Origin of the sequence: Campylobacter fetus subsp. fetus, from assembly GCF_900475935.1 — a bacterium.
GTDB lineage: Bacteria > Campylobacterota > Campylobacteria > Campylobacterales > Campylobacteraceae > Campylobacter > Campylobacter fetus.
The window spans coordinates 827,035-841,466 of record NZ_LS483431.1; the positions used below are offsets into that span (position 1 = coordinate 827,035).

General features: G+C 31.7%; 18 protein-coding genes. 9 read left to right on the plus strand and 9 right to left on the minus strand.

The features are described 5' to 3' along the window. Positions 1-18: 18 nt before the first annotated feature. From nadC to DQN38_RS04085, 7 genes are all read left to right on the plus strand, one after another. Positions 19-849: a carboxylating nicotinate-nucleotide diphosphorylase gene (nadC, locus tag DQN38_RS04055; RefSeq protein ID WP_065844019.1), complete on the plus strand. Its 831-nt coding sequence runs from the start codon at positions 19-21 to the stop codon at positions 847-849. 199 nt (positions 850-1,048) lie between these two features. Then, positions 1,049-1,879, plus strand: coding sequence for a formyltetrahydrofolate deformylase (purU, locus tag DQN38_RS04060; protein ID WP_065844018.1), 831 nt, complete (start codon positions 1,049-1,051; stop codon positions 1,877-1,879). After that, the gene (locus DQN38_RS04065) at positions 1,880-2,368 is read left to right on the plus strand and encodes a tRNA (cytidine(34)-2'-O)-methyltransferase (RefSeq protein ID WP_011731968.1); all 489 of its coding nucleotides are present in this window, start codon (positions 1,880-1,882) and stop codon (positions 2,366-2,368) included. Beyond that, positions 2,356-3,651: an endonuclease/exonuclease/phosphatase family protein gene (locus DQN38_RS04070; protein WP_065844017.1), complete on the plus strand. Its 1,296-nt coding sequence runs from the start codon at positions 2,356-2,358 to the stop codon at positions 3,649-3,651. Before DQN38_RS04065 ends, DQN38_RS04070 begins: the two co-directional genes overlap by 13 nt. Continuing rightward, positions 3,644-3,826 (plus strand): hypothetical protein, encoded by a 183-nt coding sequence (locus DQN38_RS04075; RefSeq protein WP_111738262.1) that lies wholly within the window; start codon positions 3,644-3,646, stop codon positions 3,824-3,826. The genes DQN38_RS04070 and DQN38_RS04075 overlap by 8 nt, the downstream gene beginning before the upstream one ends. A gap of 123 nt (positions 3,827-3,949) precedes the next feature. Further along, entirely contained in the window at positions 3,950-5,965 is a 2,016-nt protein-coding gene (gene glyS, locus DQN38_RS04080) for a glycine--tRNA ligase subunit beta (protein WP_065844015.1), read from the plus strand. Beyond that, positions 5,962-7,050 (plus strand): DNA adenine methylase, encoded by a 1,089-nt coding sequence (locus tag DQN38_RS04085; RefSeq protein ID WP_065844014.1) that lies wholly within the window; start codon positions 5,962-5,964, stop codon positions 7,048-7,050. Before glyS ends, DQN38_RS04085 begins: the two co-directional genes overlap by 4 nt. Before the next feature lie 35 nt (positions 7,051-7,085). Here the strand turns inward: DQN38_RS04085 and DQN38_RS04090 are convergent, their stop codons facing one another. The 9 genes from DQN38_RS04090 to DQN38_RS04130 form a co-directional block, all read right to left on the minus strand. Beyond that, positions 7,086-7,487 carry a hypothetical protein gene (locus DQN38_RS04090; protein WP_065844013.1) on the minus strand — a complete coding sequence of 134 codons (402 nt, stop codon included), beginning with the start codon at positions 7,485-7,487 and terminating at the stop codon, positions 7,086-7,088. Then, entirely contained in the window at positions 7,484-7,750 is a 267-nt protein-coding gene (locus tag DQN38_RS04095) for a hypothetical protein (RefSeq protein ID WP_034959644.1), read from the minus strand. The genes DQN38_RS04090 and DQN38_RS04095 overlap by 4 nt, the downstream gene beginning before the upstream one ends. After that, positions 7,731-9,158, minus strand: a complete 1,428-nt coding sequence (locus DQN38_RS04100) for an alanine/glycine:cation symporter family protein (protein WP_065844449.1) — start codon at positions 9,156-9,158, stop codon at positions 7,731-7,733. The genes DQN38_RS04095 and DQN38_RS04100 overlap by 20 nt, the downstream gene beginning before the upstream one ends. A 68-nt stretch (positions 9,159-9,226) precedes the next feature. Continuing rightward, on the minus strand, positions 9,227-11,302 hold the full coding sequence (locus DQN38_RS04105; RefSeq protein ID WP_002849303.1) for a heavy metal translocating P-type ATPase: 2,076 nt from the start codon (positions 11,300-11,302) through the stop codon (positions 9,227-9,229). Beyond that, complete coding sequence (locus DQN38_RS04110) at positions 11,289-11,576, minus strand: YtxH domain-containing protein (protein ID WP_002849304.1); 288 nt, start codon at positions 11,574-11,576, stop codon at positions 11,289-11,291. Before DQN38_RS04110 ends, DQN38_RS04105 begins: the two co-directional genes overlap by 14 nt. Then, positions 11,573-11,875 (minus strand): magnetosome protein MamC family protein, encoded by a 303-nt coding sequence (locus DQN38_RS04115; protein ID WP_065844206.1) that lies wholly within the window; start codon positions 11,873-11,875, stop codon positions 11,573-11,575. Before DQN38_RS04115 ends, DQN38_RS04110 begins: the two co-directional genes overlap by 4 nt. Before the next feature lie 32 nt (positions 11,876-11,907). Continuing rightward, positions 11,908-12,201, minus strand: a complete 294-nt coding sequence (locus tag DQN38_RS04120; protein WP_065844207.1) for a hypothetical protein — start codon at positions 12,199-12,201, stop codon at positions 11,908-11,910. Next, positions 12,194-12,829: a hypothetical protein gene (locus DQN38_RS04125; RefSeq protein WP_011731973.1), complete on the minus strand. Its 636-nt coding sequence runs from the start codon at positions 12,827-12,829 to the stop codon at positions 12,194-12,196. Before DQN38_RS04125 ends, DQN38_RS04120 begins: the two co-directional genes overlap by 8 nt. Then, positions 12,819-13,142, minus strand: a complete 324-nt coding sequence (locus DQN38_RS04130; RefSeq protein WP_065844447.1) for an HMA2 domain-containing protein — start codon at positions 13,140-13,142, stop codon at positions 12,819-12,821. The genes DQN38_RS04125 and DQN38_RS04130 overlap by 11 nt, the downstream gene beginning before the upstream one ends. Before the next feature lie 182 nt (positions 13,143-13,324). On the opposite strand from DQN38_RS04130, the gene DQN38_RS04135 reads away from it, so the two are divergent. Both DQN38_RS04135 and pgp3 read left to right on the plus strand, forming a co-directional pair. Beyond that, the gene (locus tag DQN38_RS04135; RefSeq protein ID WP_002849310.1) at positions 13,325-13,534 is read left to right on the plus strand and encodes a hypothetical protein; all 210 of its coding nucleotides are present in this window, start codon (positions 13,325-13,327) and stop codon (positions 13,532-13,534) included. A gap of 67 nt (positions 13,535-13,601) precedes the next feature. Next, positions 13,602-14,411, plus strand: a complete 810-nt coding sequence (pgp3, locus tag DQN38_RS04140; RefSeq protein WP_038453357.1) for a peptidoglycan metallopeptidase Pgp3 — start codon at positions 13,602-13,604, stop codon at positions 14,409-14,411. The last annotated feature ends 21 nt before the right edge of the window (positions 14,412-14,432 follow it).

Consider the following 14,432-nt stretch of genomic DNA (forward strand, 5'->3'; position numbering starts at 1 on the left):
TATATCATAATACTAGTTATGAATACATATATTAACGAACTTATAAACTTAGGCTTTAAAGAGGATTTAAGTGGTAGCGGAGATATCACTAGTTTAGCTATTTTTAATGATGAAAAAGATAGTTTTTATTTGATTTGTAAATCTGATGGTGTGCTTTGCGGTATAGATATATTTAAAAAAGTTTTTAAATTTATAGATGAAAATATCTCTGTGGAACTGTATTTCAAAGACGGTGATGCGATAAAATACGCAGATATGGTAGCAAAAGTATCAGGAAGCGTGATAAACATTTTACAAGCCGAAAGAGTAGCCATAAATTTCATAAGCTATCTCTCTGGCATAGCTACAAAAACCTCTATTTTCGTAAAAGAATCCAAAGGCAATGTAAAAATACTAGACACTAGAAAAACGCTTCCTGCTTATAGAATGTTAGCAAAATACGCCGTAAAATGCGGCGGCGGAGAAAATCATAGAATAGGGCTATACGATATGATTTTAATCAAAGACAATCATATAGACGCAGCAGGAGGCATCACTAACGCGGTTACTAAAATACGCCAAAAATATGGAAATAAATTTAAAATAGAAGTAGAAACAAGAAGTTTAAATGAAGTAAAAGAGGCTTTAAATTTAGGTATAGATATGATTATGTTTGATAATATGAGTTTAGAAATGATGAGAGAGGCTGTTAAAATTGTATCTCAAAAAGCCTTTATAGAAGCTTCTGGAAATATGAGTTTAGATAAGATAAAAAAGCTTGCAGATTGTGGTATAGACGCTATTTCTTTTGGTGAACTAACACATAGCGTTAAAGCTTTTGATTTTTCTTTGAAAAAAGAACTCATATAAAATAAATCAAATTTAAGTCTTATAAAAGTCAATAATACACTCAAAATAAATACTCAAAGGCTTCAAAATATTACTAGCATCGCGTAATTATGATATTTTATTTACAATTGTATTTTAGATAGTCTTGTTTATGGATAATCTATTTTTTAGTAAAAAAATTGTATAATCTACGCAATTTTTTTAAATTTTTGGAGCGGGTGTGAATTATATTTTAAAAATTGATTGTTATGATGAAAAGGGTCTAATACTAAGAGTTAGCGAGATAGTTTTTAAAAATGGTCTAAATTATGTTAGTACAAGTGAGTTTGTTGATCATGAAAATGAACGATTTTATATGCGTGCTGTGATGGTGGGCGATATAAATGTTTGTGAGTTTAAGAATACATTAAGTGCTTTTTTACCTAAAGATGCGATTATATTTTGTGAAGAGATAACTAAAAAAGATGTTGTTGTACTAGCTACAAAAGAGAGCCACTGCTTAGGAGATTTACTGATAAAACATAGTAGCGGTGAGTTAAACGCAAACATTCTTGCAGTCATAGCAAATCACGACACTCTGAGACCTCTTACTGAAAAATTTGATATTCCTTTTCATTTTGTTAGTTCAGATGGAATTAGCAGAGAAGAACATGAAAATTTAGTTTTAAACGAATTGAAAAAATACAAATTTAATTATATGATTTTAGCAAAATATATGCGAATTCTAAGCTCGAATTTCGTAAAAAATTATCCTAAAAAAATTATAAATATTCATCACTCATTTTTACCGGCTTTTATAGGAGCAAATCCTTATAAACAGGCTCATGAAAGAGGAGTAAAGATCATCGGAGCAACGGCTCATTTTGTTACTAATGATCTTGATGAAGGACCTATCATTACTCAAGATGTTGTAAGAGTAAATCATGAAATGAGCTGGCGTGATATGCAAAGAGCAGGTAAAAATGTAGAAAAAGTCGTACTTTCAAATGCGCTTGATCTTGTTTTTGATGAGAGGGTTTTTGTTTATAAAAATAAAACGGTGATTTTTTAGATGTTTGATATAGTTTTGGTTCGACCAGAAATTCATACGAATACCGGAAGCATAGGAAGAATGTGCGTGAATTCAGGTTGCAGACTTCATCTTATAAAGCCGCTTGGATTTATGCTTGATGATAAGCATTTAAAGCGTGCCGGGCTTGATTATTGGGATAAATTGGATCTTGTTATTTGGGAGAGTTTGGATGATTTTTTAACTCAAAATATCAAATTTAAAGATAGATTTTTCTTTGCTACTACTAAAACAAATAGGCTCTATTTTAACACTAAATTCCAAAAAGGAGATTTTCTATTTTTTGGTGCCGAGGGATCTGGATTGCCGCTTGATTTAATGAAAATAAAAAAAGAAAACTGTATCACGATACCGATGAGCGGTGATGGAAGAAGTTTAAATTTAGCTACTAGCGTAGGAATTATAACTTATGAAGCGATACGCCAAAATATAAACGAGTTTAATTTTAGGGATGAAATTTGCGAGTTTTAATCCTACTTTTTATAGCTATTTTTTCTATTTCAGCTGAACTTAAGATAGCGACTTATAACGTAGAAAATCTTTTTGATGATAATATAGACGGGAGCGAATATAAAGATTTCAAAGATGGAACATGGAATACGGCTAAATATATTCAAAAATTAAATAATATTTCGCGAGTGATAAAAGCGCTAGATGCGGATTTTATTTCTGTATTAGAGATAGAAAATAGCTCTGTTTTAAAGCAGTTGGCTATGAAAAGCGGGTATAAATTTTATGAGTTTGCTACAAATAAAAATGCTCCCGTAGGACTTGGAGTAATGTCGAAATATCCTATTTTAAGTAGCCGAAAAATCGTAATTCCAAATTTAAAAACCAGACCTATTTTAGTAAGCGAGATAAGTTTTGGAGGTGAGACAATAAAGTTTTTCTCAACTCATTTCCCGGCAGCAAAAAATAGTTTAAAAGATAGAAAAACAGCTGCAAATACTATGATAAAAGCAGTCGAAAATGAAAAAAACAGTATAATTTTAGGCGACTTAAATAGTAATTATGGATATGGATTTTTGCTAAATGATTTAAACGGAGAATTTAAAAATCTCTGGGAATTTGTAGGAAACAGAGATAGAAGTTCATATAAAAAAGGTGGCGCTATAGATCACATAATGCTTCAAAATAGCTTTTTTAACGGAAATATTAGATACAAAAACTCTAGTTTTGGCGTATTCAAGCCAAGTTTTTTATCTAGCGGGAAGTTTTCCGATCATTACGCTATTTATGCGGTATTAACTTCAGAATTTAGAGATTCACCCGTTTTAAAAAAAAGTATAGATGAAATTTATGCAGTGAGCGATGAGAGGGCAGAGGTCGTCGGAGTAGTTATTTACGTTGATAAATTCGGTTATATTTTGGCTGATAAAAGTAGAAGAGGTATATACGTATATGAAAAAAATCCAAAACTTCCACTTGGCACGAAGGTTGAAGCTATAGTAAATAAAACAGATCTTTATAAAGGAAATATGCAGATTTCTAGCATATCGTATAAAAACGTAGATACTGCTTTTGATACTGATATAAGCAAATTTATGATAAGTCAAGATGAGATAAAAAGCGCTAGGAGCGGCGATGTTGTTTCAAATTTGAAAATAGATGTAAAAGATGGTTTTACATCTATCAACGGTGAGAAATTAAGAGTATTTAGTCGCTCTAAAAAGATAAAAAACGGGCAAAATTTAGTTTATAAAAATGCGTTAGTTTGGAGTTATAAAGGCGAGAAGGAGCTTGTTGTTGAGTGATTTTTTTAATTTTTTAGTTTGGGTTTTGCTTGTATTTTTGATATTTGTTTTAGTTGTAGGATTTAATCGTCAAATGATGGAAAAAAATCGTCTCAGAGATGAACAAATAGCAAAAAGGAAAGAAGCAAAAGGTAAAAATGAAGATAAAGTAGATGATAATAACTCATCAAATTAGTTAAATATAGTTAAAACAGAGTTATTTTATGAAAATATCAACTTTTGTTTGTTTGGGTTTAAAAGCTTGTTACTAAAATAGGCTGATATTGTCTCAGAAGTTAAGATAATAAGGAGAAAAAAGATGAAGCTATTGATTGAAATCGGCGTTGAAGAGTTGCCGGCAATCCCTTTTTTAAGGGAATTAAATAATATAAAACCAAAATGGAAGCAAGTTTTAGACGAATACGGACTTGATAGCAAATTTAATCTTGAATATACTCCAAGAAGAATCGTGATAAACGGCGATATACCAGAACTTACGCCTGATTTAGAAGTTGAAAATATAGGAGCTCCAAAAAGCGTTGCTCTGCAAGACGGTAAATGGAGCGCGGCTGCTTTGGGATTTGCTAAGAAGTGTGGCATAAGTCAAGATGAGCTTGGTTTTAAAGAGATTAAAGGTAAAGAGGTTTTATATCATAAAAGCGTTATAAAAGGCAAGCTTGTTTCTGATTTACTGCCTGCTATGATAGAGAAATTCATACTCTCTTTAAATTTCGGGAAAAGTATGAGATGGGGAAACGGCGAATATGAGTTTATACGCCCTATACGCTCATTAATATCTATTTTAGGTGAAAAAAGCTTGGATTTTGAAATTTTTGGAGTTAAGAGTAAAAAAGCGTTTTATCCACATAGAAATTTCGGTTATGATATGATAGATTTTTCTAGTATAGATGAGTATTTTGAGCTTGTGCGAAAAAATGGAATTATACTAAGCGCTACTCAGAGAAAAGAGAAAATTTTAAACGAATTTAAGACTATTGAGACTAAAAATAACCTGAAAATAGAGCTTGATTTTGATCTTTTAGATGAAGTTGTAGCTATAACAGAGTATCCAACGGCACTCTTAGGTAGTTTTGAAAAAGAGTTTTTAGAGGTTCCTAGCGAAGTTATTATCACTTCAATGAAGGAAAATCAACGCTATTTTCCTTTGCATAATGCAGATGGAAAACTTAGCAATCATTTTGTAGTAGTAAGCAACGCTATTACAGATGACCATAATTTAATAATAAGAGGAAATGAAAAAGTCTTAAGAGCAAGATTAAGCGATGCTAAGTTTTTTTGGCATAGTGATTTAGCTAGCGAGTTTAGTAGTGAAAAGCTAAAAAATATCACTTATCTAAATGAGTTAGGCAGTATGTACGATAAAGAACTCAGAGAGAGACAAATCGCTAGAATTTTAGCTAGTATCTACGATAAGGATTTAAGATATGAGTTTGGTGGAGATTACGCTGATGAACTTGATAGGGCTGTCATGCTTAGCAAAGCCGATCTTACTACTAATATGGTTTATGAATTTACAAATCTCCAAGGAGTAATGGGTGGGTATTACGCTGCATATAGAGACGAAAATCCGTTTATAATAGGCGCTATCAAAGAGCAGTATTTGCCAAACGCAAATTTATATCCAAAAACTCTATTTTCAAGTTTAGTGGCGATATCAAACAAACTTGATACTTTAATGGGGCTTTTTAGTATAGGTAAGATACCAAGCGGAAATAAAGATCCATACGCATTAAGAAGAGCGGCTAGCGGAATTATAAAAATAGTACTAAATTTAGGTATAAATTTTGATTTGAGAAATATTTTAAATTTAATAAAACCAAATTATAAAAATTTTGATTTAAACTATCTTGAAAGTTTTGTATATGAAAGACTTTATAGCATTTACGATGTTAACCCTTCTGTTATAAAAGCGTGTTTAAATAGCTCACAGAGTGACTTGAAAAGATTAAATGCAGCCATAATTGCACTTGATGAAATATGCAAAATGAAGGATTTTAAAGATAATTTCTCTACATTTAAACGACTGTCTAATATTATAAAAGATAGCGAGATTGCAGAAGTAAATGAGAGTTTATTTGAAGAAGACGTGGAAAATGAATTAAACAATAAATTTAAAGCTCTAAATTTAAATATAGACGATACAAAAACATATCTTGAGAGTTTGTTTGGATTAAAAAACAGTATTGATCTTTTCTTCGACTCTGTGATGATAAATCACGATAATCCAAAAATAAAAGCTAATAGAATCTCCATTATAGGTCAAATTTATAAAGCATTTTTAAAAGTGGCTGATATAAAGGAAATTAGCGCTTGAGTGAAAATCCACGCTATTTAAAAGAGCAACTAATAACTTATCTTGGAAATAAACGTTCCTTGCTAGGTTTTATAGAAGCTGGTATAAAAGGTGTAAAGCAAGATATAAAAAAAGATAAAGTTAGTTTTGCAGATATTTTTAGCGGCTCTGGTATCGTAGCACGAATGGCTAGAGCCCATTCGCATACGATATATACAAATGATCTTGAGTTGTATTCAAAAGTTATAAATGAGTGCTATCAAACAAATTATAGCGATGAACTAAATGAAAAACTTGATTTTTATTATCATAAATTAAGTGATATAAAAGATTTAAAAAGAGGGTTTATAACATCTTTATATGCTCCAAAAGATGAAAATGATATCAAAAAAGACGACAGGGTATTTTTTACTCTTAAAAATGCGATGATTATAGATACTTTAAGAACTGCTATAGATGAGATAGTTCCAGATGAATTAAGGGTATTTTTCTTAGCTCCGCTTCTTTCTGAAGTAAGCGTTCATAGTAATACTAGTGGTGTTTTTAAGGGATTTTATAAAAATAAACTTGGAATAGGCGAGTTTGGAGGAAACGGAAAAAACGCTCTTAAAAGGATAATGAGCGATATAACTTTGAAAAAACCTGTGCTTTCGAATTTTAAATGCGACTCATATGTTGCCCAAAAAGACGCCTTAGAGTTTGCTAAAGATATGCAAGAAGTAGATATTGCCTACCTTGATCCTCCATACAATCAACATCCTTATGGCTCAAACTATTTTATGTTAAATTTAATAGCAAAATATGAAAAACCAAAAGATATAAGCTTAGTGAGTGGCATTCCAAAACAATGGAATAGAAGCGTTTATAATAAAAAAAGAGATGCTTGTTTGGCATTTTTTGAGCTTATAAATAATTTAAAATCAAAGTATCTGTTGATATCGTTTAACAATGAAGGTTTCATAGATAAAGATGAGTTTATAACGAATTTATCAAAGATAGGTAGAGTTGAGTTAAAAGAGCAGAAATACAACGCTTTTCGCGGTAGTAGAAATTTAAACAGCAGAGATTTACATGTATTTGAGCAGCTTTATTGGGTAAAAAAATAATAGCTTATCTTATCTTTTTATCTCAAAAAAACAGCTCAATACTTTCCTTGATATACAACTTTTTCTTTAACTTGATAATATATGCTGATTTTACCATCAATTTTGCGAAAATCCCTTATGTACTGTGAAATTTCATTTGCTATTTTATTAAACGTAGCTTGACTTATAAGGATTTTACCGACTAAATTTGCTTCTGTGCCTTTAGCCCATGCATTTACATTTGCATCATCTAGAAGCGTTCCATAAGCTAACATTATATCTTGTTTATTTTGCTCATCGAAGTTCATATAATCAACTTCGATATTTTGCGATTGAGACTCTTGTACAACTTCTTTTATATTATCATTTTGTGCGGCGACTGCTATATTGTGCTGAGCATTGTTTTTAGCAGAACAGCCAGTAAATATAAGAAGTAAGATATATATGTAGATTTTCATACTTCGCTTGCCTTTAGACGTTTTTTACTATGCTTGTTTAAAAATTTAGCATATTTTGTCCCATAAAGACCGGCGTGCCATAGACTAAATCCCACCATTGCGGCACCTGCTATAGTATGGAGTTTTGCCGCTTTTTTATTTTTCATATTAAAAGCCGTTATAGTAAGTATGCCAAGACTAGCGCTTAAAGCTATTTTGGCTGATTTTCTTTGAAACTCTAAGTCTAAGAGTTTGTTTGATATTTTATTCCCAACATTCTGCATTTTTTATACCTAATTCCTTAGCTTTAAAAACAGGTTCTTTTCCTGCTTTTTTCTGTATTATATAGTCTCGAAGCGTTACTTTAACTATATTAGATAAAAATAGTATTGCCAATATATTTAAAGTCGCCATACCTGCCATAAGTATATCTGCTAAACTCCAAGCTATGGTTAAGTTCATTTGAGCTCCTATAAATACCATCGCTACAGCAGAAACTTTAAATAAAAACATAATTATCCTATTATTTGTTAAATATTTTATATTTGCTTGAGCGTAATAGTAATTTCCTATAAGAGATGTTATGGCAAATAATGCAATAGCTGCCGATACGAAGTGTAATCCTATATCTCCGAAATACTCTTGCATAGCTTGTTGTACGAGAGGAAGCGCTGTTAGTTCTTGTCCTTTTTCTATAAATTTAGTAGAAAATAGCACTAAAAACGCTGTACTAGTACATATAAATACATCTATAAATACCGCAAAACTTTGTACTAATCCTTGTTTTGCAGGGTGGCTAGTATGGGCAGCAGCAGCTGCATTTGGCGCCGAGCCCATACCTGCTTCATTTGAAAAAAGTCCTCTTTTTATGCCTATTGCAATTGCAGATCCGGCAAAACCTCCAAAAATAGCTTTAAAATCAAACGCTTCTTTAAATATAAGCGTCAAAACTTCAGGTATTTTTTCATAGTTTAAAATTATGGCGATTACTGCTAAAAGAGTATATGCGATAGCCATATAAGGCACAATAATAGAGCTAACTTTACCTATGGTGTAACTTTTGCTAAAAAATAAAATAGTAGTTATAATTGTTAAAATAATTCCTATATAGATAGTTATTCCGCTATTTTTAAACTCTTCCCAGGTGGTTGCCGGAGTGTAAATTTGAAAAGCTGAAGTCATGGTATAACTTTGTAATCCGTTAAAACCGTAGGCGTAAGTAAGTATTAGTATAATTGCAAATAAAGTGCCTATGCGTTTCATACCTAAAGCTTTTGTTATATAGTATGCGGGTCCGCCTTTGAATCCATTTCCATCTTTGCTTTTATAAATTTGAGCTAACGTACTTTCTGCAAATGCGCTTGCTCCGCCAAAAAATGCCATTGCCCACATCCAAAATATAGCTCCGGCTCCACCGACTGTGATGGCAAAAGCGATTCCAGCTATATTTCCTATGCCGACTCTACTGGCGGTTGATATCATAAGTGCTTGAAAAGGGCTTATATGTTCAGGATGCAAGACATCGCTATCTGCTTTTTCTGTTACTGCTTTAAGGCTTTCTATGAACATCCCAATCTGTACAAATCCAAATTTAAAACTTAGGAAAATACCTACAAAAACAAGCAGGACAACAAGATAATATGTATATAACCAGTCATTAAGGTTATCTAGTAAAGAGATTATAAAATTCATTAAAGTCTCCTATATATTAATATTTTATTATATCTTACAAAATATTAATATGCTATAAAATTATAAAACTAATAATTTTGATTTATATCTGCACTATTTAGTGAGTTTAAAAGCAATGCTATGGTAGTTCCGTTATGTAAAACAGCGGTTTGTATAGGACTTAGTTTGCCAAGAGTTGCACCAAGCAGTATTCCTGAGTTTATACCTACTGTTGCTTTGAAATTTAAATTTATCTTTTCCATAGTTTTATTTGCTATTAGTTTTGCCTTTGCTACTGAGCATATATCGTCTTTTAAAAGACTTATATCAGCGCTTGCTTTTGCTATATCAGCACCTTTGCTCATGCTTATTCCGACATTTGACTTCACTAGACTTGGAGCGTCGTTTATACCGTCTCCTATGAATGCTATATTCTTTCCGCTTTTTCTTAAATTTTCAATAATTTGTGCTTTATCCGTAGGTAAGCAATTTGCAAATACCTTGTCTACACCGATACTTTTTGCTACTTCATCGGCTTTGTTTTGTACATCTCCTGTTAGCATTATTATCTCTTTTACGCCGTACTCTTTTAATTTCTCTATGCACTCTTTTGCATTGTCTCTTATCTCGTCTTTTAGAGCTATTGTACCTATTAATTTTTTATCGTATCCTATATATAGCATAGCAAATCCGCTTTTGATACTCTCTTCAAGCTTTGATTTATGAGCAGAAAAATCTATCATTTCATCATCTTCAAGAAAGTGCCTGCTTCCTATAACTACTTCTTTTCCTTTTACCACCGTTTTTACACCGTGAGCTACTATGAACTCTACTTCTTCATGGTGTATGTGATGAAAACCTCTTTGCCTTGCTGCTTTGACTATAGCTTCGGCTACTGGGTGAAAGTAGTGCTCTTCTGCACTTGCTGTTAAATTTAACAGTTCATCCGAATTAATTCCTTCATCAAAACTATAAATTTCGGCTACGCTTAAATTTCCGTATGTAAGAGTTCCTGTTTTATCAAAAACAAATGTATCTGCATTTGCTAGAGCTTCTATTGCTTTTGCTCCTTTTATCAAGATACCATCACGTCCAGCTTTGCTTATACTTGTTTTAAAGGCTACTGGCGTTGCTAATTTCAGAGCGCATGAATAGTCTGCTTGCAGCACCGAAGCCATAGCCATCGTATTTTTATTTATTATATAACTAAGACCGGCTAGTCCAAGAGTTACTGGTACTAATTTATCTGCAAGTTTCGTAGCTTTTAACCCTATTGATGATTTCTCGTTTAAGCTTGCTTGAATGTATTTTTTTATGCGACTAGTGGCAGTTTCATCGCCTATAAGTTCTGCCCATATTTTTATACGTCCTTCTTCAACTATAGTTCCGCTCATAACTCTATCGCCACGCTCTTTTTTGACCGGTTCTGCTTCTCCTGTCATGCTCACTTGATTTATGCTAGCACTTCCTTCTACGATATATCCGTCTATAGCTATGCTCTCACCAGTAGATACTACTACTATATCTCCTATTTTTATATCTTTTGCATTTATGAGCTTGAGCTCTTTTTTGCCATTACCTATCACTTCTATCCACGCCTCTTTTACATTTGGACGTGCTAATTCTTTTATTAGATCATCACTTTTATGTACCGTACTTTCTTCTATGTATTCACCTAAATTTAAAAGGAGATTCGTACCGTTTGCAGCTGAGTAATCTCCTCTTGCGAGGCTGACTCCAACAGCCAACGCTTCAAGAGTCTTACTTGTAAGCCCTTCGTGAAGTAACTCATAAGCGCCTTCTTTAAAAAGTTCTTTAGAGCCTGCAAGAGTAGCTGCTATGTTTATAAATTTATTTTTATTTATACTAGTTAAGGCTAATATCGCTGCTGATTTATAAATTTCAGCTTTGCTTGGAGCATTTTTTATACTTTTTAAAGTTGAAATTTGTATGTTACTGATATCTTGTATTATATTTTTTAAATTTCGACTATAAGTTATTATAATGCTTTTTGCGGCTTTATTTACTCTTGCGTTTAGAACATCTTCTAACTTTAAAATTTCAGCTTCAAGATTTCTCTCATCGATAAATTCGTTTAGTTCGTTGCAGATAAATCTAACTCTGTTATTTACGTGACTGGCTATTTTTAGACTATTTTTGGGCATTGACTTCAGCTTTGGCATCTTCAAATCTCTCTTTTAACTCTTCGGTACCGCTTTGTAATAAATTTGTGGCTTTTACTATCGCTTTAAATAGTGTTTGCTGCGCATTTTGGTTTGTTAAAAGATATGTGATTCCAGCACCTAGCAATACTCCTTTTAAAAATCCTGCCGTATTAAAGTTATCTGGTATAAATGGAATATCTTTTGTTAAGTTATTTATAGTTTCATTTATAGCTGATTTGTCTGTGTTTTGGTTGTTAATGTATGGATTTGTCATTTGTTTTCCTTTAAAATACTATTTGTTGCTTTTATCATAGATAATCCAGCAGCTACTTTTATAGCCGCATTTATATATTTTCCTTGTACTACGTCATTTGACGCCCATATCCCAAATCCGGCGGCGATACCGCTTTCAATACTAATTTTTAAAACTTTTTTCATGGCGGTTTTTGTATCTATTTGACCATATTTTACTTGATTTAAAGAGATGGCGCTAGATGCTATAAAACCTATCAAGGAACCGCTAAGAAAATTATCCGCAGGTAGTCTCGAAGTAGAAAATAAACTGTTATTCATATTTTAAATTCCTTCTAAATCTATACTATTATTTAAATTTGAAAATCTTGTTTGTTTTGATCTGTTTGCGGTGCTTTTTTTGCTTGCGGTTTTCTCGGTTTTCTAGTTTTTACCGGTTTTTCGCTGCTTAAATTTTCAAGTTTGACTACTTTTAAAGAGCTATCTTTTGCTTTTTTAGCTATCTCTTTACCTTTATCAAGTCCTGTTAAAAGGCTATTTTGTATCGCTTTTCTATTATTAAAAGCATATATAGCAAGCCCGCCTACTAAAGCTCCGGCTAAGAATGGAAGTGCCATTTTAAATCCTTTATTTGAGATATTATTCATCGATTTTTTCCTTTTTTATGATTTCATTTATCAATAATCCTATTAATCCTCCGGCTGCAACTCCGCTAAAAAACGGAAAACTCGGATGATTTAAAAGAGTATTTATGTTTTCCATATTTGCTTCTCCTGAAGCTATTTTGTTTGCCTCTTCAAGAAAATCTTTTATACTGTTATTTGACTTTGGATCAGTATTATTTTGATTTGAGTTTTGTATATTTGGAGCTAAGTTTTGACAAGATATACTTAACAAAGATGCTTTTAGAGCCGGGATATATTCGTTATTTGAAGTAGCCCAAAGTCTAAAAAATAGATCTTTTACGTCATCATCCATAAATTCCGATGCGTTTTTATAAAATTCATTTATCTCTAGTTCGTAATTTATAGCGACTATTAATTTTTCAAAATTATCTTTTGGATTTAAAACTTCGCATTCGTTTAAATTTATACTGTAATTTTTCTCGTCTGCTAGGTTTTTTAGCAGCTCTAAACCGCTTTTTTTAATAGATAAAATTTGGTTAAAAATTTCTGTATCGACAAAATTAGAATAGATAAGAATTCCTCTATTTTCATAGTTAAAAGCAAGATTGTAAATCTCTTCTTTAGAGTAGTTATCAAATTTAATTTGCATTGCAACTCCTTTTGATTTCTTCAATTTTTTTAGATATGTGTTCTAAATTTTGACCATTTAGCATATCATTCCAGAGATGTTCTGGAAATTTATTTTGATCGTATAAAACGGTAACCGAGCCTACTAATTTATTGAATTTAACGCTATTTATACCGTCTATTTTTGCTATGATTTTATCTATTTCATCTAAGCCTATGTTTGATTGAAGCTCCTTTATACGAGGAGAAACTCTAACTCTAAGGCGACCAGGAACGCTATGAATAAGCGAAAAATACGGTAAAATTTCATTTAATATTTTTAAATTTGAACTCATATAATCTCTTTATTTGAAAGTTTTGTAATTATTATATTAATCTACTTAAATAAAACTTAATTTATCGCTTTTAAAACTAATTTTTTAATTTTTAAATTTATGATGATTTCTGTTATCAAGATAATAAAGGTATTATTAAGATTTTTTAGGTATTATGGCGAAAATTTTTTTAAGGAGCTGCTATGAGCTATGATGAATTAGAATTAGAAGCTATGATCCAAGAGGTTTTAGAAGATTGTGGCGACTTTGAGAATTTAGATGACGAAGAGCTTTTTGAATTAATAGAAAAGATAAAAGAGCTTACAGATGGCGACACGGAAGAGGCTTATGAGCATCTAAACGGATATTCTCCGATAAGCAGAAAAAGGTTTATGTCGTTGTATTCGGTTTAATATTTTAAATTTAATGTAAATTATGATATTATTTTGACAACAAATTATAGAAGGATATCATACTCTTATGCAAAGATTTCTACTTATTTTACTGCTATTTATAACAGCAGCCTTTAGCGCTACTATAGGAAACGGCGAGACGCAAATCATCAGTATCGAATCACAATATGCTGGAAAATTAACCGCAAACGACAAAAAAATATCCTGGATAGATCATCCATTAAAACCGGGATTTAAAATAGCTTTTGTGCCGGCTAGTTATTACGAAACAAAAAATATCAATGTTAAAAATAGTTTAGACGGAGAGATGGGAATTACTGAGTTTGAACTTGTTAAGAAAGATTATAAACAAGAAAAAATTACCGTTTCAGAATCAAAAGTAAAACCGCCTCAATCTGTTATGAAACGTATAGACAAAGAGAGGCGTGAAGCTCAACAAATTTATAAAACAGTTAGTAAAGGTCTATTTTTTAATGATAAATTTATATCTCCTATGAATAGTTTTATAACAAGTGATTTTGGCACTGCTAGAGTATTTAACGGACTTATAAAAAGTTATCACGGAGGAACGGATTTTAGAGCTGCGGTCGGAGAAAGCGTAATAGCTGCAAATAGCGGAATAGTAAAGATAGCAAAAGATAGATATTACGCCGGTAAAAGTGTGGTTATAGATCATGGAAGCGGTATTTATACTCAGTATTACCATCTTAGCGATATCATCGTAAAAGTCGGTCAAAAAGTAAATAAAGGCGATATATTAGGTCTTAGCGGAGATAGCGGTAGAGTTAGCGGACCGCACTTGCACTTTGGAGTAATTATAAACAATGTTCAAGTAAATCCTCTTGATTTTATAAGTAAAATTAATATGGTTTTATAAATTCACAAAAAATCAACAATT